Raw genomic sequence first — 24,037 nt, 5'->3', positions numbered from 1 at the left:
ACAGATGCGACGCCTGGTACGCAAGAACGACGCCGGCGAGCCGGAGCGGGCGGCGACGGCGGTCACGCCGAAGGAGGAGGCCCTCTGGCTGATGGACCGGCTCGTCCCGGGCACCGCGGCCAACACCGTCGCGGTCGCCTTCCGGGTGGACACCGCGCTGGACCCGGCCGCGCTGGCCGGGGCCGCCCGGCTGCTGGTCCGCCGCCACCGGGTGCTGCGGACCGGCTTCGAGGTGCGGGAGGGCCGGCTGCTGCACCGGCTGCTGACGGAGGCCGAGGCCGCGTTCGAGCCGGAGTACGCGCAGGTCGCCGAGGACGCCGTCGACGCGGAACTCGCCGCCATGGCCCGGCACGCCTTCGCGGTGACCGACCGTCCGCTGGTGCGGCTGCGGCACCTGCGCACGCCCGCGGGCGACGTGGTCTGCGTCGCCGCCCACCACCTGGTCTTCGACACCATCTCGGCGACCTTCCTGTTCGAGGAGCTGGCCGCCGCGTACGACGCCGCGCTCGCCGGCCGCCCGGTCCCCGCGGAGCTGCTGCCCGAGGTCCCCGTCGTCGAGTCGGCCGCCCCGAGCGCGGAGAGCGTCGAGTTCTGGCGCCGCGGCCTGGCCGGCTACCGGGCCGATGAACTCGACCTGTGGCTCGGCGAGGACGAGACCACCGAACCGACCCTGGCCGGCGGCTACGTCGAGCGGGTGCTGTCGCAGGCGGCCGCCGACGCGCTCGCCCGGCTGCAGCGCGACCTGCGCGCCCCGGAGGCGGTCGTCCTGCTGGCCGCCTTCGACCTGCTGCTGGCCCGGCACGGCGCCGGTCCCGACCTCGTGGTCGGCACCCCCGTCAACGTCCGGGACCAGCGGACCGCCCGGGCCGTCGGCTACCACGTCAACGTGCTGCCGCTGCGCCTGCCGGTCGACCTCGGCGGCGGCTTCCGGGAGCTGGTCGCCCGGGCGCGGACGGGCTACTTCGACGCCCTCGCGCACGCCGACGTCCCGATCGACCTGATGCTGCCCGAACTGCCCCGCACCGGCGGCTCCTGGCGCACCACCGCGTTCCGGCACCTGTTCAACTACGCGCCCGGCGGCGGACTCGCGCCCTTCGCCATCGCCGGCCGGCAGGCCGCCGCGGTCAGCCTGGAGAACGGCACCAGCAAGTTCGACCTGGAGTTCGTCGTCGCCCCCGGCAGCGACGCGCTGCGGGTCAAGGGCCGCTACTCGACCGACGTGCACACCGCCGGCGAGGTCGAACGGCTGCTGGAGCGCTACGACGCCCTGCTGGTCTCGCTCGGCGCCGACCCGGACCTCCCGGTCGGCGAGCACCCGCTGCGCGGCGCCGCCGACACCGAGCTGATCGAGGCCGCCAACCGGACCGGGCGCACCGACGTCCCGCCGACCGTCCTCGCCGCCGTCGCCCGCCACGCCGCCCTGACACCGGACGCCCCGGCCATCCAGGACGGCGAACGCACCGTCACCTACCGGCAGTTGTGGAACGCCGCGGCCGCCACCCGGGAGCTGCTGCGGGAGTCCGGCGTCACCCCCGGCGAGATCGTCGGCCTGTGCGCCCGGCGCGGCCCCGACCTGGTCGCCGCCGTGTTCGGCATCTGGCTGGCCGGCGCCGCCTACCTGCCGATCGACCCGGACCACCCGGACCACCGGGTCACCGACACCCTGGCCGACTCCGGCACCCGCACCGTCGTCACCGGCCCCGGGATCACCCTGCCCGAGGACACGGCGGCCGACGGCCGGCCCCGCGCGGCCGTCCCGCTCGTCACCGTCGAGGACGCCCCGGCCGCGGACCCGTCCCGCGCGCTCGACGGCGCCGGCGCACCGGACACCCGCGCCTACCTGATCTACACCTCCGGCTCGACCGGCCGCCCCAAGGGCACCCTGGTCAGCCACGGCAACCTGGCCAACCTGGTGGCGCACTTCCGCGAGGAGATGCGCCTGACGCCGGAACACGGCGGCCTGTGGATGACCACCTTCGCCTTCGACATGTCGGTGATGGACCTGTTCCTGCCGCTGTTCGCGGGCGGTCGGCTGGTCGTCGCCCCGGACGCGGCGAGGACCGACGGCCGGGCGCTGGCCGAGGTGCTGCGCCGCCACCGGGTGGACGTCATCCAGGCCACCCCCACCACCTGGCGCCTCGTCCTGGACGAGGCCGGCGGGGAGCTGGCGGGCTGCCGGCTGGTCTGCGGCGGCGAGCCGATGCCGCCCGCGCTGGCCCGGCGGCTGCTGGCCACCGGCGCCGAGCTGCGCAACCTGTACGGGCCGACCGAGACCACGGTGTGGTCCACCGGTGCCGTCATGGAGTCGGCGGAGCGGATCGGCGTCGGACGCCCGATCCGCAACACCCGGGTGTTCGTCGCCGACCCGGACGGCCGGGAACTGCCGCTCGGGGTGCGCGGCGAACTGTGCATCGCGGGCGAGGGCGTCACCCTCGGGTACCACGGGCGCCCGGAGCTGACGGCCGAGAAGTTCCGCGAGCACCCCCGCTACGGGCGGTACTACCGCACCGGCGACCAGGCCCGCTGGAACCCGGACGCCAGCCTGGAGCTGCTCGGCCGGGCCGACCGGCAGATCAAGCTGCGCGGCAACCGGATCGAGCTCGGCGAGGTCGAGGCGGTGCTGGCCGAGCACCCGGAGGCCGAGGGGGCCGCGGTCGTGGTCGCCGGCGACACCAGCGCGGACGGCCTGCTGGTGGCCTTCGTCGAGGTGCCGCGCAAGCCGGGCCAGTCCGAGGCGGAGGCGGACGAGGCGGCCCGCGGGATCGGCGACCGGCTCTGGGAGCACGCCCGCGACCGGCTCCCCAGGGCGGCCGTGCCGCACGACTTCGTGCTGCTCGACGAACTGCCCAAGACCGTCACGGAGAAGGTCGACTACCCGAGGCTGACCCGGATCGCCGAGGAGCGGCGCGCCGCCTCCGCCGGCCGGGCCGCGGCGGCCGGAACGGAGGCGCGGGTGGAGGAGGAAGAGGGCCTGCTGGGCGCGCTGGTGGCGATCTGGGCGTCGCTGCTGTCCCGCTCGGACCTCTCGGCGGACTCCAACTTCTTCGCCAGCGGCGGTCATTCGCTGCTCGGCGCCCAACTGGCGCAGCGGATCGAGGAGAAGCTGGGCGTGAAGCTGGGCCTGGCGGACGTCTTCGCCATGCCGACGCCGCGTCAGATCGCCGAGTTCATCGAAGGCACGGCGGAGAAGAAGGACTGACCCGCGAAGCCCCGAAGCGCCGAAGCGCCGAAGCGCCGAAGCGCCGAAGCGCCGAAGCACCGAGGCCCTGCCGGACGTCCGGCAGGGCCTCGGCGCGTTGCGTACGGGATCAGGAGGCCGTCACCGGGAAGGCGTGCAGACCGCGGATGAACGGCGACAGCCGCCGGCGCACCGGGCCGGCCTGGCGCAGCCCCGGCAGGCGCTGCGACAGCACCCGGAAGGCCACCTCCGCCTCCAGCTTGGCGAGCGGGGCGCCGAGGCAGTAGTGGATGCCGCTGGAGAAGGAGATGTGGTCCGGCTCGCCGGCGCGGTCCAGGTCGAAGCGGTCCGGCTCGGCGTACGCGCCGGGGTCGCGGTTGCAGGCGCCGGTGAGGATGATCACCTGGGCGTCCACCGGCAGCCGGCGCCCGGCGATCTCGATCTCCTGATGGGTGAAGCGGCTCTGCATCAGCACCGAGGTGTCGTAGCGCACCGACTCCTCGACCGCGCGCGGCGCCAGCTCCGGGTCCGCGCACAGCCGCTCCCAGACCGCGCGCTCGCCGAGCATGGCCAGGGTGCCGTTGCCGATCAGGTTGACGGTGGTCTCGGTGCCCGCCAGCGCGAGCATCCCGCACATCGCGACCAGTTCCTCGGCGGTCAGCCGCTCGGCGTCCACGTCGGCCAGCAGCCGGCTCACCAGGTCGTCGCCGGGGGAGCGGCGGCGCAGCTCCAGCAGCTCGGTGAACAGCTCCCTGGTGCCGTCCACGGCGGCCTGCAGCTCCTTGACCTCGGCGAGCGAGACCACGCCGTCCAGGACCAGGCTCAGGCCCCGGCAGAGCTCGTCGAAGCGCGGCTGCTCCTGCTCGGGGATGCCGAACAGCGCGCCGATCACCCGGGCCGGCACCTGCTTGGCGTAGGCGTCCATCAGGTCGAACGGGGCACCGGTGTCGACCCGGTCCAGCAGCTCGTGGCAGGCGCGCTCGATCTCGGGCCGGAACGCCGCCACCGCGCGCGGCCCGAAGGCCGGGGTGGCGATCCGGCGCAGCCGGGTGTGCTCGGGCGGGTCCATCGCCAGGAAGGAGTTGTCGAAGTCGGACGGCCCCTCCGGCCACTCGCCCTTGGTGGTGCGCCGGCCGAAGCGCCGGTCGCGCAGGATCTCGTCGGCCAGCGCCCGGTCGACGACCAGCCAGGACCCGATCATGCTGCGCTGCAGCGGCCCGCGCGGGCGCATCCGCTCGTACAGCGGGTACGGGTCCTCCTGGCCGAGCAGCAGCTGGGCGTAGATGTCGCCGAGTGCGCCCACGGACTTCAGGGCCGCACGGGCGGTGCGCAGCTGGGTGTCCAGCTCGCTGTCGGACAGGGTGGGCATGGGTACGCCTCCGGCCGGGTCGACGCGTGGTCAGCAGGACGGTCCTGCGGTCGGACGGTATGTGCGGATCCTGTGGTGCTGAACCCCTAACCGGGCGGCCTCGACCCCTTCGTGGGCGCACGCTCCGTAGGGGTGGGTCCAGACCCACCCCCTGACGGGGGCGAAGGTGGATTCTGCTCGTCCGCGCCGCCGCCTACTGTCGTTGACGAGCCGCTCGGAGCTGCGAGGCGGTGACGGGCGGCGGTGGCCGCGGGTGAGGTGGGAGGAAGAGGTGCGAGGAACGGTGCACACGGGCCAGGGATCCCGTCCGCCGGTCGACGAGGGGGCGCCGGCGCTGCGGCTGTCGGGTCTGCGCAAGCGGTTCGGAGCGTACACCGCGGTGGACGGCGTCGAACTGGTCGTGCCGAGCGGGTCGTTCTACGGACTGGTGGGCCCCAACGGCGCGGGCAAGACCACGTCCCTGTCGATGGCGGTCGGCCTGCTGCGGCCGGACGCGGGGACCTCGGAGATCTTCGGGGTCGACGTCTGGAGCGACCCGGTCCACGCCAAGTCCCTGGTCGGGGTGCTGCCCGACGGCATGATGCTGCCCGAGCGGCTGACCGGCCGTGAGCTGCTGCACTACCTGGGCCGGCTGCGCGGCATGGACGCCCGCACGGTGGACGCCCGGGCCGAGGAGCTGCTGACCGTCCTGGAGCTGACCGAGGCCGAGCGGACGCTGGTGATCGACTACTCCACCGGCATGCGCAAGAAGATCGGCCTGGCCACCGCCCTCCTGCACGCCCCCCGGCTGCTGGTGCTCGACGAGCCCTTCGAGGCGGTCGACCCGGTGTCCGCCGCGACCATCCGCGTCATCCTCCAGCGCTTCGTCGCCTCCGGCGGCTCGGTGGTCTTCTCCAGCCACGTGATGGCCCTGGTCGAGCAGCTCTGCGACCACGTCGGGGTGATCGCCAAGGGCCGCGTGGTGGCCGCGGGCACGGTGTCCGAGGTCCGGGCCGGCCGCACCCTGGAGGACGTCTTCGTCGAGCTGGTCGGCGCCCGTACCGGAGGAGCGGAGGGGCTGTCGTGGTTGGCGTCCTGAGCGGGATGAAACTGACCGTCCTGCGGCGGTCGATGTCCGGGCCCCGGGCCGCGAGCCTGATCCTCGGGGCGGTGTTCGGCGGCCTGGTCGCGGTGGGCACCGCGCTGCTGGGCCTGGTGGACTACGACACCCCGGAGGCCGGGGTCGGCGTGCTGGCCGTGGTGATGCTGCTGTGGACCCTCGGCTGGGCCCTCGGGCCGATGCTGACCGGCGGTGACGCGACACTGCGGCTCGACTACTTCACCCTGGTGCCGCTGCGCCCGCGCACCCTGGCCCTCGGGCTGCTGGGCGCCGGCTTCATCGGCATCACCCCGCTGCTCGGCCTGGTCGCGTTCAGCGTGCTGATCGTCCGCGGCGCCTGCCTGGGGCTGCTGCCCCTGCTGGTCGCGGTCCCCGCCACCCTGCTGCAGCTGCTGTTCGTGGTGGTGCTGGCGAAGTTCACCATGCAGGGCCTGGGCAGCGTGGTGCGCTCGCGCCTCGGCTGGGAGGTCTCCTCGCTGGTGGTCGGCTTCGTGGTGGCCTTCCTGAACACCGGCTGGTTCGCGATCGGCTTCTTCATCAAGCTGTTCACCGGCGAGTGGGCGGCGAACGCCGGCACCGTGGTGCGGCTGCTGCCCTCGGGCTGGTCCGTGGTCGCGGTCGACGCCGCCCGGCGCTCGGACTGGGCGACGGTCGCCGCCGCCCTGGGCGGGCTGGCGGTGCTGTGCCTGCTGCTGTTCGCGGTCTGGACGGCCATGCTGTCCCGGCAGCTGGTGCGGGGCACCACCGGCGGCAAGGCCCAGCAGGGCTCCGCCCGCGCCACCGGCGGGCTGCTGCCGGACTCCGTCGGCGGCGCCGTGATGGGCAAGGAACTGCGGCTGTGGGCGCGTGACCCGCGCCGGGCCCGCTTCCTGCGGATCGCCCTGTGGACGGGCGTGTTCACCGGCCTGCTGCCGCTGCTCAGCGGCTTCCAGGTGATGCTGCCGTGGACGGGCGTGGTCGCCGCGCTGTTCGCCGGCGCGCTGTGCGCCAACCTGTACGGCCTGGACGCCGGGGCGATCTGGCTGACCCTGGTCGTCCCGGGCGCCGAGCGGGTCGACGTCCGGGCCCGGCAGGTGACCTGGCTGCTGATCGTCGCCCCGGTCACCCTGGTGCTGACCCTGGCCCTGACCGCGGTCTCCTCGGCCGGCTGGGCGTGGCCGTGGGTGCTCGCCGTCCTGCCCGCCGTGCTCGGCGGCGCGGCCGGCCTCATCCCGCTGATGTCGGTGCTCGGTGCCGCGCCGTTCCCGGACCGGCCCGGCGGCAACCCGCTGGACGGCTTCAACGACGAGAGCGGCGACCAGGTCCGCCTGCAGACCCTGGTGGTGCTGCTGTTCCAGCTGTTCTGCGCCCTGCCCGCCGTGGGCGTGGTGGTGGCCGGCACGGTGCTGGACAGCGCGCCGCTGCGCTGGGCCGGCGTGGTGGTCGGCGTGGCCACCGGCCTGCTGTACGCCTGGGGCCTGGGCCGGGCGGCCCAGCGCCGGCTGGAGAACCGCGGGCCCGAGCTGCTCGACGTGATGCGCAAGGGCGTGCGCCGGGCGCCCGAGGCGGCGAAGTCCGAGGCCGAGGACGGCTCGGCCTCCGAGGCCGGCGGTCTGGGCGACCTCTCCGGTGGCCGCGCCGCGGCCGTCGGCACCCTGATCACGCTCGGCATCCTGAGCTTCGCCCCGCAGGGAGCGGTGGCGCTCTGCCTGTCGGCCTTCGGCGTGCCGACCCGGTCCTGGTTCGTCGCCCTGTACGCCCCGTCGGCCCTGCAGATCCCGGTGGCGGCGGCCTTCATGGTGCTCGGCCTGGTCTGCTTCTGGACCGTCTACCTGCTGGTGCGGGCCAACCGGCCCGGCACCCCCGACCACGAGGCGCCCCGGCCCACCGAGGCGCCGCGAGAGCGGGCGGCGGTCCGCTGATCAGGACCGCCCGCCCGGCCCGGCCCGCCCTGGACCCCCGTCAGGGCGGGCCGGGCCGCGTCCCGTGCCCGCCACGCCGGGCTGGGATCATGACCAGCGCGGCCGCCCGCCCGGCGGCCCCGCCCGACCCCGCACCGGAGGTGCCGTGACCAGCACGCAGTCCCGAGCGGCCGTGGAGCCGAGCGAGGCCGCGCCGACCGACGCGGCGCGGGCCCTGCGCCGGGCCGCGCGTGCGCTCGGCCGCCTCGTCGTCCTGACCCTCCTGACCCCGGTGACCGCGCTGCTGCTGGCGGTGTCCCTGGTCGGCTTCCTGCTCTGGTGCTGCCTGGGCGTCTTCCCGCTCTTCCCGGCCGCGACCAGGCTGGTCCGGGCGGCCGCCGAGCGCGCCCGCTGGGTGGCCGGCCACTGGTCGCAGGTGCCCGTCCCGTCGCCGTACTCGCCGCGCCCGGCGCTGGAGCGCACCCTGCACGGCTGGTTCTGGACCGGCCACGACTACCACAAGAGCCGCTGGTTCGCGGACATCTCGCGCACCGTCCGCTGGCTGTGGAACGACCCGGCGACCTGGCGGGACGCGCTGTGGGTGCTGCTCAACCCGCTGGTCGGCGGCGTGATCGCGCTCGCCGCCCCGCTGCTGACCGGCTACGGCCTGTACGGGCTCGCCCAGCCGCTGCTGCCGCCCGGCCCCGGCTACGAACTGCTGCCGCTGGGCGGCGCGCTGGCGCCCGTGCTCGGTCTCGCGCTGACCCTCGCCGGCCTGGCCCTCGCGGAGCCGTCGCTGTGGCTGTACGGCCACTGGACGCGCGCCCTGCTCGGCCCCACCGAACGCTCCCGGCTCGCCCGGCGGGTCGAGCAGCTGACCGAGATCCGCCTGGACGCCACCGAGGCCCAGGCCGCCGAGCTGCGCCGGATCGAACGCGACCTGCACGACGGGGCCCAGGCCCGGCTGGTCGCGGTGAGCCTGCGGCTGGGCGCGGTCGCGGCGCTGATCGACCGCGATCCCGCCTGTGCCAAGCAGGTGGTGACGGAGGCGCAGGAGAACGTCACCCAGGCCCTGCAGGAGCTGCGCGACCTGGTCCGCGGCATCCACCCGCCGGTGCTCGCCGAGCGCGGACTGGTCGAGGGGGTGCGCGCCCTGGCGCTGGACGTGCCGCTGCGGGTCGAGGTCCTGGCCGACCTGCCGGGCCGGGCCGAGTCGCCGGTCGAGTCCGCGGTCTACTTCGCCGTCAGCGAGGCGCTGACCAACGCCGTCAAGCACGGCGGGGCCCGCGCCGCGACCGTCGAACTGTCCCACGCCGCCGGGCTGTTGCGGGTCGAGGTGACCGACGACGGGCAGGGCGGGGCGGACCCGGGCCAGGGCAGCGGGCTGCGGGGCATCCAGCGCAGGCTGGCGGCCTTCGACGGTACGCTCACGCTGAGCAGCCCCCCAGGGGGGCCGACCCGGCTGATCATGGAGCTACCGTGCGTGTTGTCCTCGCCGAGGACCTCGTCCTCCTGAGGGATGGACTGGCCCTGCTGCTGCGTGCCCACGGGCACGACATCGTCGCGGCGGTGGAGAGCGGCCCGGAGCTGGCCGCGGCCCTCGCGGAGCACCGGCCCGACATCGCGGTGGTGGACGTCCGGCTGCCGCCCACCTTCACCGACGAGGGGCTCCAGGTGGTGCTGGCCGCCCGCCGGGAGCAGCCCGGACTGCCCGTGCTGGTGCTCTCCCAGCACGTCGAGCAGCTGTACGCGCGCGAGCTGATCGCGGACGGCGTCGGCGGTGTCGGCTACCTGCTCAAGGACCGGGTGTCCAAGGCCGACCAGTTCGTCGACGCGGTGCACACCGTGGCGGCCGGCGGCACCGTGATGGACCCGCAGGTGATCTCCCGGCTGCTCGCCCGCAACGCCTACGACCAGCCGCTGGCCCTGCTCACCCCGCGCGAGCGGGACGTGCTGGCGCTGATGGCCGAGGGCCTGTCGAACGCGGCGATCGCCCAGCGCCTGCACTTCAGCGAGGGGGCCGTCAGCAAGCACACCTCGAACATCTTCGCCAAGCTCAACCTCGGCGTCTCCGAGGGCGAGAACCGCCGGGTGCTGGCCGTCCTGGCCTACCTCGACGGGACCAGGCCCTAGGCCCGGGCCCTAGCGGTGCTTTAGCGGCGTCGGTCATGCTGGAGGGGTGTCCGGGGGGCGGGCCGCCGAGGTGTCACAGGCGAGGGGTTTCGCACAAGGTAAAAGCCTGGTGTGATGTAGGCAAAGACGTGGCCATTTCCGTCTCGATCCGTGAACGACCGTGGGTTGCCTATCCGTTGAACCGGATAGTTCGGGCGCGCCGCCCGAAGTCGCAAGCCCCGGACAGGAGCTCGCGGTGCCGGATGGGACGATCGACTACCGGCTTGTTCCGCGTACGACCCCGGAGCGGGCGACCTCCGGGGAAATCCCCACAGTTCTGGAGTGAGAAGGCATGACACAGCCGGGGACCTCCACGCTCGACCCGCCGGTCGGCGACCCGATCGAGGTGGACTCCGGCGGCGACGCGTGGAACCGGGCGAGGGCGGACCTGTCCGACCACGGCACCGTGCTGATCTACACCCGGCTCGCCCGACTGGGCACGCGCCCCTCGGCCGACGGGGCCTCGACCTGCTCACTCGGCCGGGACTGGTCGCGCTACCTGGGCCTGGCCGGCCCCGACGTGGTCCACCGCTACGCCGCCTCCCGGGAGTTGCTGCGGCGCGCGGCGGGCACCCTGTTCGACGGCGACCCGGACGGCGCCGAACTCGTCTACGGTCCCACCGGCCGTCCCTACCTGCGCGGCCACGACCGGCTCGACGTCGGCCTGAGCCTGTCCGAGGACCTGCTGCTGGTCGGCCTGACCACCCGCGGCCTGATCGGCGTGGACGTCGAGAGCGCCGAGCGCCAGCTGTACCCGCAGGGCCTGGACCGCCACCTGTGCACCCCGTACGAGCTGGTCGCCCTCGCCGCCCGGCCCGAGGAGCAGCGCAACCCGGCCCTGGTGCGGCTGTGGAACCGCAAGGAGGCCTACCGCAAGGCCCTCGGGCCGGGCCGGTCCTTCGACTTCACCGAGTTCGGCTTCGGCCCGGACGACAGCCCGGTGCGGGTCGAACGCCCCGACGGCAGCGCCGGGAGCCACCGCGAGTGGGCCTTCCGCACCTTCGAGTTGGACAGCGGACACTACGTCAGCGCCGCGCTCTACGAGCCGCGTCCGGGCCGGGGGTGAGGGACGATCCACCCCGCAACCCGCCCCGCGACCCCCGGCCTAGACCGGCTCGCCGTCCTGCGGCGCGACGAGCGCGGACTCGCTCTCCAACAACCGCGCCAGCGCCACGTTGTAACCCGCCTGGAACCGGCTGGCCGCGTCCAGTTCCTCGGTGATCTCCGAGATGTGACGCCGGCAGGTGCGCACCGACATGCCGAGCCGGCGGGCCACCATCTCGTCCTTGTGGCCGCGGGCCATCAGCCGGATGATCGACAGCTTGAGCTCGTCGGTGCTCGGGACGGCCTTCGGGGTGTCCGCCACGAACGGGCTGGCGCTCTCCCACAGGTGCTCGAAGACCGCGCACACGAAGGCCACCAGGGTCGGCTCGCGGACGATCGCCGCGCCCATGGTCGCCTCGCCCGCGACGCGCGCGGGCAGGAAGACCGTCTCCCGGTCGTAGACGAGCATCCGGTCGATCACCTGGTCCGCGGTGCGGACCTCGGCGCCGAGCGCGGTGACGTCCCGGACGTACGACTTGGTCGCCAGGTCGCAGCGGGCGGTGTGCTGGTAGATGGTGCGCATCCGCACCCCGCGCCCCAGCATCCCCTCCGCCGACCGTCGGGCGGCGGGCAGCAGGGTGGCGGGGCGGCCGCCGCCGGGCTGGACGGTCAGCACCTCCTTGCGGCAGGTCTGGCCGAGCTGGTCGAGCATGTTCTGGATCGTGTCGACGTCGTTGACCACGTCGAAGGCCTCGACCCGGTTCCGCAGCCGCCGGCCCTCGTAGTACAGCGGCGTCAGCGACAGCAGCTTGCTGCGCACGTTGGTGACCGCCTGCTTGAGGTCCCGGATGTGGTGCTCGGCGGGCCCGACCAGGTCGGCGGCGGCGACGTCCGGGCTGACCGGGACGAGCACGCTCGGATCGCCCGGCCGGGGCTGGAGCAGGCGCATCACCTTCAGGACCTGCTCGATGCGGTCGACCTCGGCCTCGTCCTCGAGTTCCAGCCGCGCGGCGATGGCGGCCCGGTCGAACCGGCCGGACTCGACGGCGTGGCCGTAGGCCAGGGCGCTGAGATCGTCCAGCTCCGCGAAGCCGGACTGGACAGGTTGGTGTCCGAACACCCGGTGTCCCCCCGTCGGTGTTTGCGAAGTTCCTGCCATGCAACTTTACGCCATCGAGATCCACTCGGACGGGGGCCTCGGGAAGCGGCAGAGTAGGGCCCGAGCGACGCCAGGCTGCGGGGCGGCGCGGGATCAGGGCGTACTGACGCCCGCTCAATACTGCTCAAGGGGAAAGCCGTGAAGATTTCAACGATCCGGGCCAGGGTTCTCGCCCCCACCGTCCTCCTGGCGGCCGTGATCGCCCCCCTGCTCACTCACGGGCACACCCCGGGCCTCGGCGCCGAGCTCACCGCGGACGACCGCTGGGGTCTGGCCAGGTTCTCCCACATCGGGCAGATGGACGACCGCTGGGGCGCCGACCGCAACGACATCCGCGCCATGGACGACCGCTGGGGCGCCGGCCGCCACGACATCCTCGCGATGGACGACCGCTGGGGCGCCGGCCGCCACGACGCCGGCCCCGGGGACGCCGCCCAGGCCGCCCCGGTGAGAATTCGGGCCGTCTGAGCCGACACCGGGCGGATCGGGGTGAAGACCCGTCGGCCGACACTCCGCCGGCACGGTTTTCCCGGGCTTCCCAGCACGGGGCCGTGCTTTTCCCTGCCGCCATACGGGATTGGTTCTGCGGTACCGAAGAAACCGGGGGATGACAAGAGTGTTGATCGATCGTGAGCGAGAACTGGATCTGTTGGATTCGGCCCTCGACGAATGCGTACGGGGAATTCCCGGGATCGTACTGATCGAGGGAGCCGTCGGCTGCGGCAAGAGCGAACTCCTGGAAACCCTCGCCGAGCGGGCCGCCACCGCCGGGGCGGTGGTGCTGCGCGCCATCGGCACCGCGGTGGAGCGCGACCTCGAGCTCGGCGTCGTCGGCCAGCTGCTGGCGGCCGCCCCGGCCGGGGCCCTGCCCGATCCGGCGCACGCCGCGGACCCGGACCGGACCGACGTGATGCAGGCGCTGTGCGCCGCGGTGCACCGCCTCGCCGAGACCGCGCCGGTGGTGATCTGCGTCGACGACCTGCACCACATCGACGAGCTGTCCTGCCGCTACCTGCTCCACCTGGTCCGCCGCACCCGCTCCGCCCGGGTCCTGCTGGCCTGCACCGAGTCGCTGCACAAGTCCGGGGAAGACCGCTACGGCACCGAGCTGCTGCGCACCCGCAACTTCGTCCGGATCAGGGCCGAGCGGCTGCGCCCCGACGCGGTGGCCCGGCTGGTCGCCGCCGAACTCCGCGACGCCCCGGCCGGCGGCCGGCCGCCCGCCGAGGTGGCCGGCGGCAACCCGCTGCTGCTCCGCGCCCTGGTCGAGGAGCACCGCGTCGGCGGACGGGCCCCCGAGCCCGGCCGCGCCTTCACCCAGGCCGTCCTGGCCTGCCTGCGCCGCTGCGGACCGGCCGCCCGCCGGCTCGCCGAGGTGACCGCGGTCCTCGGCGAGCACGCCTCGGACGACCTCGCCGTCCGGATGCTCGACAGCACCGCCGGCACGGTCGGCCGCGACACCGCCGCGCTCACCGCCGCCGGCATCCTCGACGGCCACCGCTTCCACCACCCGGTCGCCCGCCAGGCGGTGCTGGACCGGATGGACCCGCGGGACCGCGCCGACCTGCACCGGCGGGCCGCCGAACTCCTCTACCGGGACGGCGCCCCCACCGCCGCCGTCGCCGCCCAGCTCCTGTGCGTCGGCTCCACCGACCTGCCCTGGGCGGTCGCGGTGCTCTCCACCGCCGCCGAGCAGCTGCTCGCCGACGGCGACACCGACCGGGCCGCCGCCTGCCTCGAACTCGCCCACCGGGGCCGGGTCGACGAGGAGCAGCGCAACCACTTCCGCACCATGCTCGCCGGGATCACCTGGCGCACCAACCCCAGCGCCGCCGAGCGCGACCTCGCCGGGCCGCTGGAGACCCTGCGGGCCGGCCGGCTCGGCCAGGCCAGGCTCGGGCCGCTCGCCCGGCTGCTCACCGAGCAGGGCCGCATCGACGAGGCGGCCGAGGTGCTGGACCGCTTCACCACCGACCGGGACGCCGAGCAGGCCGACCCGCCCGCCCACCCCGTCCGGTTCGGCCGCGGCAGCGACCCGCTGGACGGCCTCTCCGCCTTCCCGTGGTGGGGCGGCGGCCCGACCCCGGCCGAGAGCGGGGCCGCGGCCGAGCCGGCCGCCCCCGGCGCACCCCTGCTGGTCAGGCCCTGTGCCCCCGCCGGACTGTGGGCCGTCCCCGAGTACTCGGCGGGCGGCGCGACCGTCGCCGCGGCCGAGATGTTCCTGCGCGGCGCCACCCTCGGCGGCGGCACCGCGGCCCCCATCGTGCAGGCCATCCGGGCCCTGCTGTGCGTCGACGGACCGGCCCGCGCGCTGCCCTGGTGCCAGGTCTTCATGGAGGAGGCCGTCCGGCGCGGCGCCCCCGGTTGGCAGTCCACCTTCACCGCCCTGTACGCCGACGCCCTGCTCCGCCAGGGCGACCTCGCCGGTGCCGGGGAGCACGCCGAGGCGGCCCTGGACCTGCTGCCCGAACGCGGCGGCAGCGTGTTCGCCGGGGGAGTGGCCTCCGTCCTGATCCGCGCGGCCACCGCCGCCGGCCGCCACGACACGGCCGCCCGCGAACTCAGCCGGCCGCTGCCCGAAGGGCTCGGCACCAGCATCCACGGCATCCGCTACCTGCGGGCCCGCGGCCAGTACCACCTCGCGACCCACCGCTTCCACGCGGCGCTCGGCGACTTCCTGGAGATCGGCCGCACCCTCAAGCGGTGGGGGCTCGACCGGCCGCTGCTCGCCCCCTGGCGCACCGGTGCGGCGGAGGCGCTGATCCAGCTCGGCGAGCCCCAGCAGGCCGCCCGACTGATCACCGACCAGCTCGCCTTCCGCGACGCCGCCCACCCGTGGATCTCCGGCCTCACCCTGCGGGTCCGGGCCGCCCTCAGCGACCCCCGCGAGCGGCACGCCCTGCTCGCCCGCGCGGTCGACGAGCTGCGGGACTCCGAGGACCGCTACGAACTCGCCCGCACCCTGGTCGACTTCGCGTGGGTGTTGAAGGAGAACGGCGACTCCGGCCGGGCCAACATGGTCAACCGGCGCGCCTGGCAGCTCGCCAAGGAGTGCGGCGCGGACGCCCTGCGCGAGCAGATCGCCCCCGGCCTCGACCTGCCGCCCGGCGGCGACGCCGAGGACAACGGCCGCTGCGCCGGCGGCCAGGTCGAGGTGGAGGCCCGGCTCAGCGACTCCGAGAAGCGGGTGGCCATGCTCGCGGTGTACGGCCACACCAACCGGGAGATCGCGGCCAAGCTCTACATCACCGTCAGCACCGTCGAGCAGCACCTGACCCGGATCTACCGGAAGCTCAACATCACCCGCCGTCAGGAACTGGCCGCCGAGATGCACCTGCTCGGCTCCGGCGGCCGGGTGTGACTCCCGGGCCCCGGCTGTTCTGACCCCTGTGCGCGGCCGGGCCGGACGACCACCGTCGTCCGGCCCGGCCGCGTCGTCCTGCCCTGGCCCCGGCCGGTCAGCGCAGGACGTACGGGGCCGGCCGGGGAAGGCGCCAGACGCCGGGGCGGAACTCGACGGGCCGGGCCGCGGCCGGCCGGTCGCCGTGCAGCGCGTGGATCGCGCGCTGGGCGAAGGACTCCAGCCGCCGGTCGTGCAGGGCGAGGGCGAGGTCGCGGCACGCGGTGAAGTGGGCGAGGGCGCCGAGGTGGTCCTCGCCCGCCAGGGCCAGCAGGGCCAGCGCGCGCCGCACCTCGAACCGGGGGCGCGGCTCGGCGACGTCGGGGGCGGCCGCGAGCAGCTCCGCCGCCGCGCCGAACTCGCCGCGGTCGCAACGGAGTTCGGCCAGTCCCACCAGGGTGAGGGCGAGTTCGGCGCGGTCGCCGGTCTCCTCCGTGATCCGCCGGGCCAGCTCGTAGTGCTCCTCGGCCTGGGCCGGGCGCCGCTGCTCCCAGGCGAGGTCACCGAGCGAGCGGAGCATGCGACCCTCGGCGGCGCGGTCGCCACAGCGGCGGGCCGCGTCGAGGGCGAGGGTGTGCGTCCGCGCCCAGGCACTCCAGTCGGCGTGCGCCTCGAGGTGGCCGCGCAGCGCGCCCGCGAGCCGTACCACCGCGGCCCAGCGGCCGTACCCGTGGGCCTGCCGGACGGCCCGGACCAGCGCGTCACGTTCCCGGGTGAACCAGTCGGAGGGCCGCAGCTGGGCGGTGTCCCACCGGGCGCCGTCGGCCGACAGGCCGTGCGTCAGCACGGCGGTGACCTGGGTGGCGGCCCGGGCGTACTCCGTGCAGAGCCGCTCCACGGCGGCCGCGGCCTCGGCGGGCCCCTCCTCGTCCGCCAGCCGTTCCACGGCCAGCACCCGCAGCAGCTCCGGCAGCCGGTAGCGCCCCTGCTCGGGGCCCGCCACCAGCAGCCGGTCGTCGACCAGTTCGTCCAGCAGCCGGGTGGTCTCCGAGCGCGGCAGCCCCAGCACGGCGTCCGCCGCGGCCGGCCCGAACGGCCCGGCCGGCAGCAGCCCGAGCAGCCGGAACGCCCACCGCAGCACCGGCCCGGTGTCGCGGTACGCGCGCACCAGCGCGGCCCGCGCGTCGAGCCCGCCGATCCGCAGCTCGCCGAGCCGGGTCCGCTCCTCGCGCAGCCGCTCCACCAGCGTGGCCGCGCTCCAGTGCGGACGGGCCGTCAGCTGGGCCCCGGCGATCCGGACGGCGAGCGGCAGGTGGCCGCACAGCTCCAGCAGCTCGGTGACGGCCTCCGGCTCGGCCGCCTCCCGCCCGTGGCCCGCCACCGCGGCGAACAGCCGCCGGGACTCGGCCGGATCGGGCACGTCCAGCACCACAGGCCGGATCCCGCCGAGCCCCACCGGCAGCCGGCGGCCGGTGACGATCGCGGCGCTGCCCGGGGTGCCGGGCAGCAGCGGGCGCAGCTGCGCCTCGGAGTCGACGTTGTCCAGCACCAGCAGCAGCCGGCGCCCGGTCAGTTCCTGCTGCCAGGTGTCCAGGAGCTCGCCGGCGCCGGCGCCGGCGGCCGGCCGGACCCCGAGCCGGCGCAGCAGGGCGGTGACCGCCTCGACCGCGCCCAGCGGCCGGCCGGCCTCGGGCTGGAGGTCGAGGAAGAGCCGGCCGTCGGGGAAGGCGGGCCCGCTGCGGTGGGCGGCCTCCAGGGCGAGGGCGGTCTTGCCCACCCCGGGCTGGCCGGCGATCGCGACGAACGTGCCGGCGGGCGCGTTCCGCAGGAACTCCTCGACCAGGGCCAGGGCGGGCCCGCGGCCGGTGAAGGCCGGGTCGGCGGCGGGCAGCGCGGTGCCGGCCCGGACGTCGGGCGGTTCGGCGGCCGGCCCGCGCGGTGTGGCGGGGCCGCCCGCCGCCGGCTCCGGGGTGCGCAGCAGCCCGGGGTCGCCGGTGAGGATCCGCCCGTGCAGCCGCTGCACCGACGGGCCGGGTTCGACGCCGAGTTCGGCGACCAGGTGGGTGCGCAGCGCGGCGAAGGCCTGGAGGGCCTCGGCCTGCCGGCCGGCCCGGTAGAGGGCGAGCAGCAGGTGCTCGTGCAGCTCCTCGCGCAGCGGGTACCGCGCGGTGAGCGTGCGCAGTTCGCCGATCAGTTCGTGGTGCCGGCCGAGTTGCAGGTCGGCGTGGATCCGGTGGGCGAGGGCGGTGCTCTCGGCCTCGGCGAGCTGGGTGGCGACGGACTCCAGCAGCGGGCCGTGCGGGGTGTCGGAGAGCAGCGGGCCGCGCCGCAGGGCCGCGGCCCTGCGGTAGAGGTCGGCGGCGTCGCGGTGGTCGCCGGCGGCCAGGGCCTCCCGGCCGCGGCGGTGCAGGTCCTCCAGGGCGGCCAGGTCGAGCCCGCCGTCCTCGACGGCGAGCCGGTAGCCGCGGGCGTGGGTGAGCAGGAGGTCGCGTCCGCGCCCGGGGTCGGCGGCGTCCAGCAGCTTGCGCAGCTGGGAGATGTAGACCTGGAGCGTGGTGCTGACGGTGCGCGGCGGCGCGTCCCGCCACAGCTCGGCCACCAGGGTGTCGACCGTCACGACCTGGTTGGCCTGCACCAGCAGGGTGCCCAGGACGGTCCGCACCTTCGGGGGCCCCGGGGTGAGCGGTACCGCCGGTCCCCCGTCCCCCTCGATCTCCATCGGTCCCAGGATCCGGAACCTCACCCCTGCCCCCTGTCTGCTCCGCCCGTCACCCGCTCCCCGCGGCGACGCCCCCGTCTGCCACCTCGTCCGTCCCCCCGTGGGGTCCGTCCCCCTCAGAAGTCCTGGACGACGAGCGTCCGGGCCTCCCCGACGGTCACCCGGTCCTGGACCAGGGTGACGGTGACCGGGACGGCGGGCCGGCCGGCCGCGTCCCGGTCGAGCGCCCCGGGGACGGCCGCGCAGCGCAGCGGCGAGGCGGACCTGGGCCGGCCGTGGAAGCGGATCTCGCAGCCGGCCGGCACGGACCGCTCGGGCACCAGCCCGACGGCCCGTCCGGCGGTCAGCACCGCGCACTGCCGTACGGCCTCCAGCAGCAGCGTGCCGGACAGCCGTCCGCCGGCGGCGGCGCCGAGCGCCGGGTTCTGCCGGCTGGGCAGCACCCAGGTGCTGAGCCGACCGCTGGGCGCCGGGGTGGGTTCGGCGACGACCACGTTGGCCGGGTCGAGCCGGCCGACCTCGGCCGGGGTGACCGGCCGCACGGCAGGGGCCGGCCAGGCGGCCCGCAGCGGCCAGCCGGGGCCGCCGCGGGCGGCCGGGGGGAAGGCGAGGGCCGCGGCGCCGGTCGCGCACGGCACGTCGTCCAGTGAGACGTCCAGCCGCAGGTCCAGCCCGGACGGCGCGCCGGAAGCGGTGCCGGTGGGGGCGGCCCACAGTTCGACGGTCATCCGGGCCGGGTCGGGGCCGGTGCGCCAGGCGGCGAGGTCGGTGAGCCGCAGGCCGAACCGCTGGTAGAGTCCGGGCCGGTCGGCGGCGATGCCGAAGTACTGGCGGCCGATGAACTCGCCGGTCTCCTGGAGGGCTTCGGCAACCACCAGCGGGTCGTGGAACTGGCCGGGCCCGTCGTTGAACAGCGGGTGGTCGCCGGGCATGTCGCCGGTGAGCAGGAAGCGGTCCTCGCCGGTGGCGGGGGCCGCGAGCAGGTAGCGGTCCCACGAGGGAGGGCAGTGCACCAGGTGCCGCACGCCCCGGCGGACCGGCGCCGCGGCGGGTGCCGGGGCGACGATCGCGGTGCTCTCGATGGTCATGGCGGTTCCCTCACCCGGCTGCTCGGCGGCCGCGGTGTCGACGGGCCCAGGGTCAGCATGACCCCGCGGCGCGCCCGAGGACAGCCCGTCACGGTGGCAGCAAGCTGCACCGCCGGTTTTCCCGCCCGCCGACGACTTGCCGTGGGTGTATCCGCCCGGGGAGTGTGGCGCGAACGCCCGGCCGGGAGACCCCGGCCGGGCGTTTCGCGTGGGCCGCGGTCAGGAGTGGGCGAGGCGCAGGGCCAGGTCGCGGGCGTGAGCGGTGGCGGTGGGGGCGAGGGCGGGGTCGGGGGCTTCGGAGAGGAAGACCAGGGCGAGCATCAGGGCGGCGTCCAGGCGGCAGGCGAGGAGGCAGGGGTCGTCCTCGGCGGGGACGGGGGCGAGGGTGGCGTAGCCGGCGCGCAGGGCGGTGAGGTCGAGGTCGTTCTCCGGGTAGCGGGCGTATTCGGCGAGGCGGCCGAACTCCAGGGCGGGGGTGCCGAGCAGGGCGTTCGACCAGTCGAGGAGGGCGGTGGTGCGGCCCTGGTGACGGCGGATGTTGGAGCTGCGGACGTCGAGGTGGAGGAGGCTGCTCCCGGTGAGCGGGGAGAGGTGGCGGGCGAGGAGCCCGGGGGCCGGGGGCGCGGGCCAGTCGTCGACGCGGTGGGCGAGTTCGGCCCAGCGGCGGGTTATCCGGGCGGCGAGGGCCTCGGCGGTGGTGCCGCCCTCGGCGGCGACGGGGCGCAGCGGCGGCGGGGGCACCCGGTGGAGCCGGGCGAGGAGCTCCCCGAGGGCGTGGGAGTCGAGCGGGGAGCCGTCGTCGGTGACGTAGTCGGAGAGCAGCACGTCGGGGGAGTTCGGGTCGTCGGCGAGGACCAGCTCGCGGACCCGGGCGACGGGCAGGCCGTGCTCGGCCAGGTGCCGGGCGATGGCGTGCTCCTGGACGAGCAGGGCCCGGGTGTCCACGTGCGGGTCGTTGGCGTTGGAGTCGAAGCGGCGGTGGGCGAGCCGGACGGCGACCGGTGCGCCGTCCCGCGCCCGGGCCCGGAAGACGGTGAACTCCAGTCCCTTGCCGACGAGTTCGAGGCCGCTGAGGCCCCACTGTTCGGCCAGTCGGTCCAGTGCGGCGAAGCGTTCGCTCATGGGGCGTCCTCCGGTGTCTCGTGACGGTCGGTCAGCCTGCCGTCCCGCAGCAGGGTGCAGGTGATCGGCAGGCAGGTCAGCAGGGTGACGGCGCCGCCGAGGGCGAAGGCGGCGCGCGGCCCCGCCGAGGCGCTCACCCGGCCGAAGACCAGCGCGCCGAGGGGCATCGTGCCCCAGGCGAACAGCCGGTAGACGCCGGTGGCCCGGCCGAGCATCCGGTCCGGGATGATCGTCTGGCGCAGCGAGACGGCGACGACGTTCCAGACCATCAGGGCGAAACCTGCCAGGCAGTAGGCGGCGGCGACGACGGCGACCCGGTCGGTGGCGGCCACCGCCAGGCCGGCGGCGCCCGTCAGGACCAGGTTGCCGACCAGCGCCGGGGCCCGGCCGATCGCCCTGGTCAGCCGACTCGCGACGGCGCCGCCTGCCACGCCGCCGACCGCCCCGGCGGCCAGCAGCGCCCCGTACGCGGAGTCCGGGAGCTCCAGCACGTCGCGCACCAGGATGACGAGGACGGCGATCTGGCCCAGGTAGACGGCGTTGACGACGCCGGCGGAGACGGTCAGGGCGCGCAGCAGGCGGTCGCGCAGGACGAACGCCACGCCCTCGCGGATGTCGGCCAGGAGGCGGCGCCCACCGGGGGACGGGGCGGGGCCGGGTTCGGGCTCGGGCGCGCGCACGCCGCGCAGCAGCGCCGCGGAGGCCAGGAAGGAGAGTGCGTCCAGCAGCAGCGGGACGGCCCGGCCCACCGTGAACAGCACGCCGCCGACCACCTGTCCGAGCAGGTCGCGCCCGGCCGTCTGGACGGCGAAGAGCCGGCCGTTCGCCGACTCCAGCCGCTCCTTGGGCACGACGCCCGGCAGCAGCGCGAAGGACGCGCAGTCGAACAGCACCTCGCCGACGCCCAGCAGGAACGCGGCGGTGACCAGCGGCCAGAAGCCGAGCCGGCCGGCGGCGAGCAGCACGACGGTGAGGCCCAGCACCGCGGCGCGCAGCAGGTCGGCGAGGACCATCAGCCGCCGGCGCTCGAAGCGGTCGGCGTACGCCCCGGCGGGCAGGGCGAAGAACAGCCAGGGCAGCGTGGTCGCCGCGGTGACCGCGGACACCCGGAAGGCGTCGTGCAGCACCGCGGCGGACAGCAGCGGCAGCGCGGCGAAGCGCATGCCGTCGCCGACGGCGGAGGAGGCGGCGGCGCCGAGGACGCGGCGGTAGCCGGAGTTCGGACGGACGGCGGTGTCGGTGCTCACCCGCGCGGCTCCGACCGCCGGCCGTCCCCGGCCTCGGGGCCGTCCGCCGTCGCGAGGCCGTCCCCCGGTGAGAAGACGGCGCAGCGCAGTTCGCTGGTGTACCGGTGGCCGTCCACCTCCAGCCAGCGCTGGTCGGGGGCGGGCAGCATCTCGGAGACCTCCAGGGTGCCGTCGGCCCCGCCGGCCAGCCGGACCAACTGCCGTACCAGCAGCGGGGAGTCCCAGTCGACGTAGACCGGCTTGGGCTCGCCGGGGACCTTGACGAAGACGTGCCGGGGCAGCCGGTGCTCGGCGCGCAGCCGGCAGGCGGCGACGAACCGGGCGGCGTCGTCCCGGCCCTTCTGCCGGCCGAGGGCGCCGGTGTCGCGCAGCCGTTCGGCGGGGATCCGCCAGGTCTCGCGCTGCAGCACGACCCGGCCGCAGCGGATCCGCGGGATGTGCGCCAGCTCGGGCGCGTCCAGCCCGGCGCCGCCGAAGTGCCGGGGGAAGGCGAACGGGGAGAGCGGGTCCTGCCGGATGCTCGGACCGCCGGCCGGGGGCGCCATCAGGCGCAGCCGGCCGGCGACGCCGTGGGCGCGCAGTTCCAGCCGGTCGCCGCGCAGTACCAGGTACAGCTGGGAGGGCTGCAGCACCCGGTCGCGGGACTGCCCGGAGCGGCCGTAGACCTCCAGGTCGTGGCAGGGGTAGACGAGTTGGGTGGAGGACTTGTCGGGGTGGCCGCGGGACAGGTTGGCGAGCACCTCGTCGTCCGCGAGCAGGGACCGATAGCCGCGGTACACCTCGGGGAGCAGCTCGGGGACGTGCTCCTGGACCAGCGGGCCGAAGCTGGTGTGGGTGATGACCTCGCGCACCGCGTGGCAGTCGCCGATGACGGCGGTGAACCGGCCCTCGGCCAGGTCCTCCCGGCTCCGCGCGGCGAACAGGATGTCCGGGTCGCAGAGCGCCGGCGGGCCGCCGGGCCGCGCGGCGAGGACGGCCGCCACTCGCTCCCGGTCCACCACGACCTCGGAGCGGTCCGGGTCCGTCGCGGCCTCGCCGAGCAGGGCCGCGCCGATCGCCCGGTCGAGTTCGGCGAGTTCGGCCTCGACGGCGAGGCACTCCCGGGCGATGGCGTCCCGGTCGCGGAAGAACTCGGCGTAGAGCAGGTCGAGCGGGATCTCCACCCCGGGGCCGAATCGTTCGGCCACCCACCGGGTGAGGACGGCCAGTTCGCGCCGCATCCGCAGGCGCGGGCCGGCCAGCACGGTCTCGTACACGACGGCCAGCTCGTCGGTGATGAAGCGGGCGAGGTCCGGGCCGACGGTCAGGTCGGCCGGCCGGCCGAGCGCCTCCTCGAACAGGATGCTGCGGTCGGCGTAGTGCAGGCCGCTGTTGCGGTTCGCGGGGCCGCCGGTCAGCTGCTCGAACCGGGCCTTGGTGGCGGCGAGCGCGGCCGCGCGCTCGGGCAGCGGCAGCCGGGCGAAGCGGGTCAGGTCCGCCTCGAAGCCGTCGATCGCGGTGAGCAGCGGGGCGGCCAGGTCGGCGGGGGCGGCGAGCAGCTGCTCGCGCAGGGCGGCCAGCGGGCGGTGGTCGCCGATCGGGATCTCGAACTCGACGACCACCCATTCGTGGTCGGCGAGCGCGGCGAGCACCCGGTCGAACGGGGCGGGGCAGCGCAGCTCGTCCTGCCAGGCCTGCCGCAGTTCGCGCAGGGTGCGTTCGCCGTCGCAGTGCCGCCACAGCCAGGCCTCGTACGGTTCCACCGGCCGCCCGCCGAGGTGCCGGAAGTCCCAGTCGGTGTCCAGGCCGTCGCGGGTGGTGAAGGCGTAGAGGTCGATCCTCCCGTCGCGCAGGAAGGACAGCGGGCGGCGCCGGGGCCGGGCGTGGTCGAGCAGGCCGGGAACGGCGGCGGCGCTCCGGGCGAGCCGCTCCGCGGCCCAGTGGCTGAACAGCGCCCGCCGGTCCAGCTCCCGTTCACCGGACCAGGCGATGCCGGGGGCGGTGCCCAGGCGGCCGGGGGTGAAGGGGCCGAAGTGCGAGTGGGTCTCGTTCTTGGTGGTGACCCGCTGGAGGTACATGGTCAGCAGGTCGGTCATCTTGCGGGTGCGCCGGCCCGTCCCGCCGTCGTGGCCGTCGAGCCAGGCCGCGAAGGTGGGGTAGGCGGAGTCGTTGGAGAGCAGCAGGACCTGCCGCAGCCGCTCGTCGGCGAAGGCCTCGACCACGGCGGCCCCGGCCCGGTCGAGGCGGTCCCGGTGCCGGGCGGAGAAGCGCTCCTGTTCCTCGGCGAAGTGCCGGGCGGCGTCCTGGTAGGCGTGCAGGACGGTGGCGGCGTCGGCGGGTACGGCGGCGGCCGCGGCGGCCAGTGCGGGCCCGGGGACGGGCAGCAGGAAGCCGGCCGTGGAGGACAGCCGGGCGGCGCCGGGCACCGGGTGCCGGCGCAGGACGGCCTTCAACTCCTCGGCCAGCTCCCGCAGTCGACGGCCGTGGGCGACGAGTGCGTGGGCCTCCTCGGCGGCGGCCGGGTCCACCAGGGGCGCGAGCAGCTCCATCGGGAAGCCGGCCTGGCGGAGCACGACGACCGGCGCGAGCTGCCAGGCGGCGTGCCCGGAGCCGGTCTGGGGGTCGTTGACGGTGGTCACAG

15 protein-coding genes are annotated in these 24,037 nt (G+C 75.6%); 8 read left to right on the top strand and 7 right to left on the bottom strand.

What is annotated here, in order from left to right; all coding sequences use genetic code 11:
• The first annotated feature begins 4 nt into the window (after nt 1–4).
• Complete coding sequence (locus ACWDBE_RS21405) at nt 5–3,199, top strand: non-ribosomal peptide synthetase (protein WP_449808789.1); 3,195 nt, start codon at nt 5–7, stop codon at nt 3,197–3,199.
• A 109-nt stretch (nt 3,200–3,308) separates the two neighbouring features.
• Here ACWDBE_RS21405 and ACWDBE_RS21400 read toward each other — a convergent pair whose 3' ends face one another.
• On the bottom strand, nt 3,309–4,547 hold the full coding sequence (locus ACWDBE_RS21400) for a cytochrome P450 (protein WP_449808788.1): 1,239 nt from the start codon (nt 4,545–4,547) through the stop codon (nt 3,309–3,311).
• Between the two features lie 283 nt (nt 4,548–4,830).
• Here ACWDBE_RS21400 and ACWDBE_RS21395 point away from each other — a divergent pair, with 283 nt between their 5' ends.
• The 5 genes from ACWDBE_RS21395 to ACWDBE_RS21375 all read left to right on the top strand — a co-directional run bounded on the left by ACWDBE_RS21395 (nt 4,831) and on the right by ACWDBE_RS21375 (nt 10,764).
• On the top strand, nt 4,831–5,625 hold the full coding sequence (locus ACWDBE_RS21395; protein ID WP_449788692.1) for an ABC transporter ATP-binding protein: 795 nt from the start codon (nt 4,831–4,833) through the stop codon (nt 5,623–5,625).
• Between the two features lie 5 nt (nt 5,626–5,630).
• Entirely contained in the window at nt 5,631–7,547 is a 1,917-nt protein-coding gene (locus tag ACWDBE_RS21390) for a hypothetical protein (RefSeq protein WP_449788691.1), read from the top strand.
• 145 nt (nt 7,548–7,692) lie between these two features.
• Nucleotides 7,693–9,042: a histidine kinase gene (locus tag ACWDBE_RS21385; protein WP_449808787.1), complete on the top strand. Its 1,350-nt coding sequence runs from the start codon at nt 7,693–7,695 to the stop codon at nt 9,040–9,042.
• Complete coding sequence (locus ACWDBE_RS21380; RefSeq protein ID WP_449788689.1) at nt 9,006–9,659, top strand: LuxR C-terminal-related transcriptional regulator; 654 nt, start codon at nt 9,006–9,008, stop codon at nt 9,657–9,659. The genes ACWDBE_RS21385 and ACWDBE_RS21380 overlap by 37 nt, the downstream gene beginning before the upstream one ends.
• A 331-nt stretch (nt 9,660–9,990) precedes the next feature.
• Nucleotides 9,991–10,764, top strand: a complete 774-nt coding sequence (locus ACWDBE_RS21375; RefSeq protein ID WP_449788688.1) for a 4'-phosphopantetheinyl transferase family protein — start codon at nt 9,991–9,993, stop codon at nt 10,762–10,764.
• Nucleotides 10,765–10,803: 39 nt separating this feature from the next.
• Here the strand turns inward: ACWDBE_RS21375 and ACWDBE_RS21370 are convergent, their stop codons facing one another.
• Nucleotides 10,804–11,862 carry a hypothetical protein gene (locus ACWDBE_RS21370; protein ID WP_449808786.1) on the bottom strand — a complete coding sequence of 353 codons (1,059 nt, stop codon included), beginning with the start codon at nt 11,860–11,862 and terminating at the stop codon, nt 10,804–10,806.
• A gap of 177 nt (nt 11,863–12,039) precedes the next feature.
• Here ACWDBE_RS21370 and ACWDBE_RS21365 point away from each other — a divergent pair, with 177 nt between their 5' ends.
• The gene (locus ACWDBE_RS21365) at nt 12,040–12,369 is read left to right on the top strand and encodes a hypothetical protein (RefSeq protein WP_449788686.1); all 330 of its coding nucleotides are present in this window, start codon (nt 12,040–12,042) and stop codon (nt 12,367–12,369) included.
• Nucleotides 12,370–12,517: 148 nt separating this feature from the next.
• A complete protein-coding gene (locus ACWDBE_RS21360) occupies nt 12,518–15,262 on the top strand; it encodes an AAA family ATPase (protein ID WP_449808785.1) in 2,745 nt (914 codons plus the stop codon).
• Between the two features lie 97 nt (nt 15,263–15,359).
• Here ACWDBE_RS21360 and ACWDBE_RS21355 read toward each other — a convergent pair whose 3' ends face one another.
• The 5 genes from ACWDBE_RS21355 to ACWDBE_RS21335 all read right to left on the bottom strand — a co-directional run bounded on the left by ACWDBE_RS21355 (nt 15,360) and on the right by ACWDBE_RS21335 (nt 24,035).
• Entirely contained in the window at nt 15,360–17,960 is a 2,601-nt protein-coding gene (locus ACWDBE_RS21355; protein ID WP_449808784.1) for an AfsR/SARP family transcriptional regulator, read from the bottom strand.
• A 116-nt stretch (nt 17,961–18,076) separates the two neighbouring features.
• Entirely contained in the window at nt 18,077–19,048 is a 972-nt protein-coding gene (locus ACWDBE_RS21350; protein WP_449788683.1) for an AfsA-related hotdog domain-containing protein, read from the bottom strand.
• A 219-nt stretch (nt 19,049–19,267) separates the two neighbouring features.
• The gene (locus ACWDBE_RS21345) at nt 19,268–20,170 is read right to left on the bottom strand and encodes a phosphotransferase family protein (RefSeq protein ID WP_449788682.1); all 903 of its coding nucleotides are present in this window, start codon (nt 20,168–20,170) and stop codon (nt 19,268–19,270) included.
• Nucleotides 20,167–21,417 (bottom strand): MFS transporter, encoded by a 1,251-nt coding sequence (locus ACWDBE_RS21340; RefSeq protein ID WP_449788681.1) that lies wholly within the window; start codon nt 21,415–21,417, stop codon nt 20,167–20,169. The genes ACWDBE_RS21345 and ACWDBE_RS21340 overlap by 4 nt, the downstream gene beginning before the upstream one ends.
• Nucleotides 21,414–24,035: a lantibiotic dehydratase gene (locus tag ACWDBE_RS21335; protein ID WP_449788680.1), complete on the bottom strand. Its 2,622-nt coding sequence runs from the start codon at nt 24,033–24,035 to the stop codon at nt 21,414–21,416. The genes ACWDBE_RS21340 and ACWDBE_RS21335 overlap by 4 nt, the downstream gene beginning before the upstream one ends.
• Nucleotides 24,036–24,037 lie beyond the last annotated feature (2 nt).

This window comes from Kitasatospora sp. NPDC001132 (assembly GCF_053598415.1).
Note: the sequence above shows the minus strand (reverse complement) of the source record. Positions and strands in the feature narration are given on the sequence as shown.

Coding starts and splice junctions, on each gene's coding strand:
- ACWDBE_RS21405 (WP_449808789.1), top strand. CDS start 5: ATGCGACGCCTGGTACGCAAGAACGACGCCGGCGAGCCGGAGCGGGCG.
- ACWDBE_RS21400 (WP_449808788.1), bottom strand. CDS start 4,547: ATGCCCACCCTGTCCGACAGCGAGCTGGACACCCAGCTGCGCACCGCC.
- ACWDBE_RS21390 (WP_449788691.1), top strand. CDS start 5,631: ATGAAACTGACCGTCCTGCGGCGGTCGATGTCCGGGCCCCGGGCCGCG.
- ACWDBE_RS21375 (WP_449788688.1), top strand. CDS start 9,991: ATGACACAGCCGGGGACCTCCACGCTCGACCCGCCGGTCGGCGACCCG.
- ACWDBE_RS21355 (WP_449808784.1), bottom strand. CDS start 17,960: ATGGAGATCGAGGGGGACGGGGGACCGGCGGTACCGCTCACCCCGGGG.
- ACWDBE_RS21350 (WP_449788683.1), bottom strand. CDS start 19,048: ATGACCATCGAGAGCACCGCGATCGTCGCCCCGGCACCCGCCGCGGCG.
- ACWDBE_RS21345 (WP_449788682.1), bottom strand. CDS start 20,170: ATGAGCGAACGCTTCGCCGCACTGGACCGACTGGCCGAACAGTGGGGC.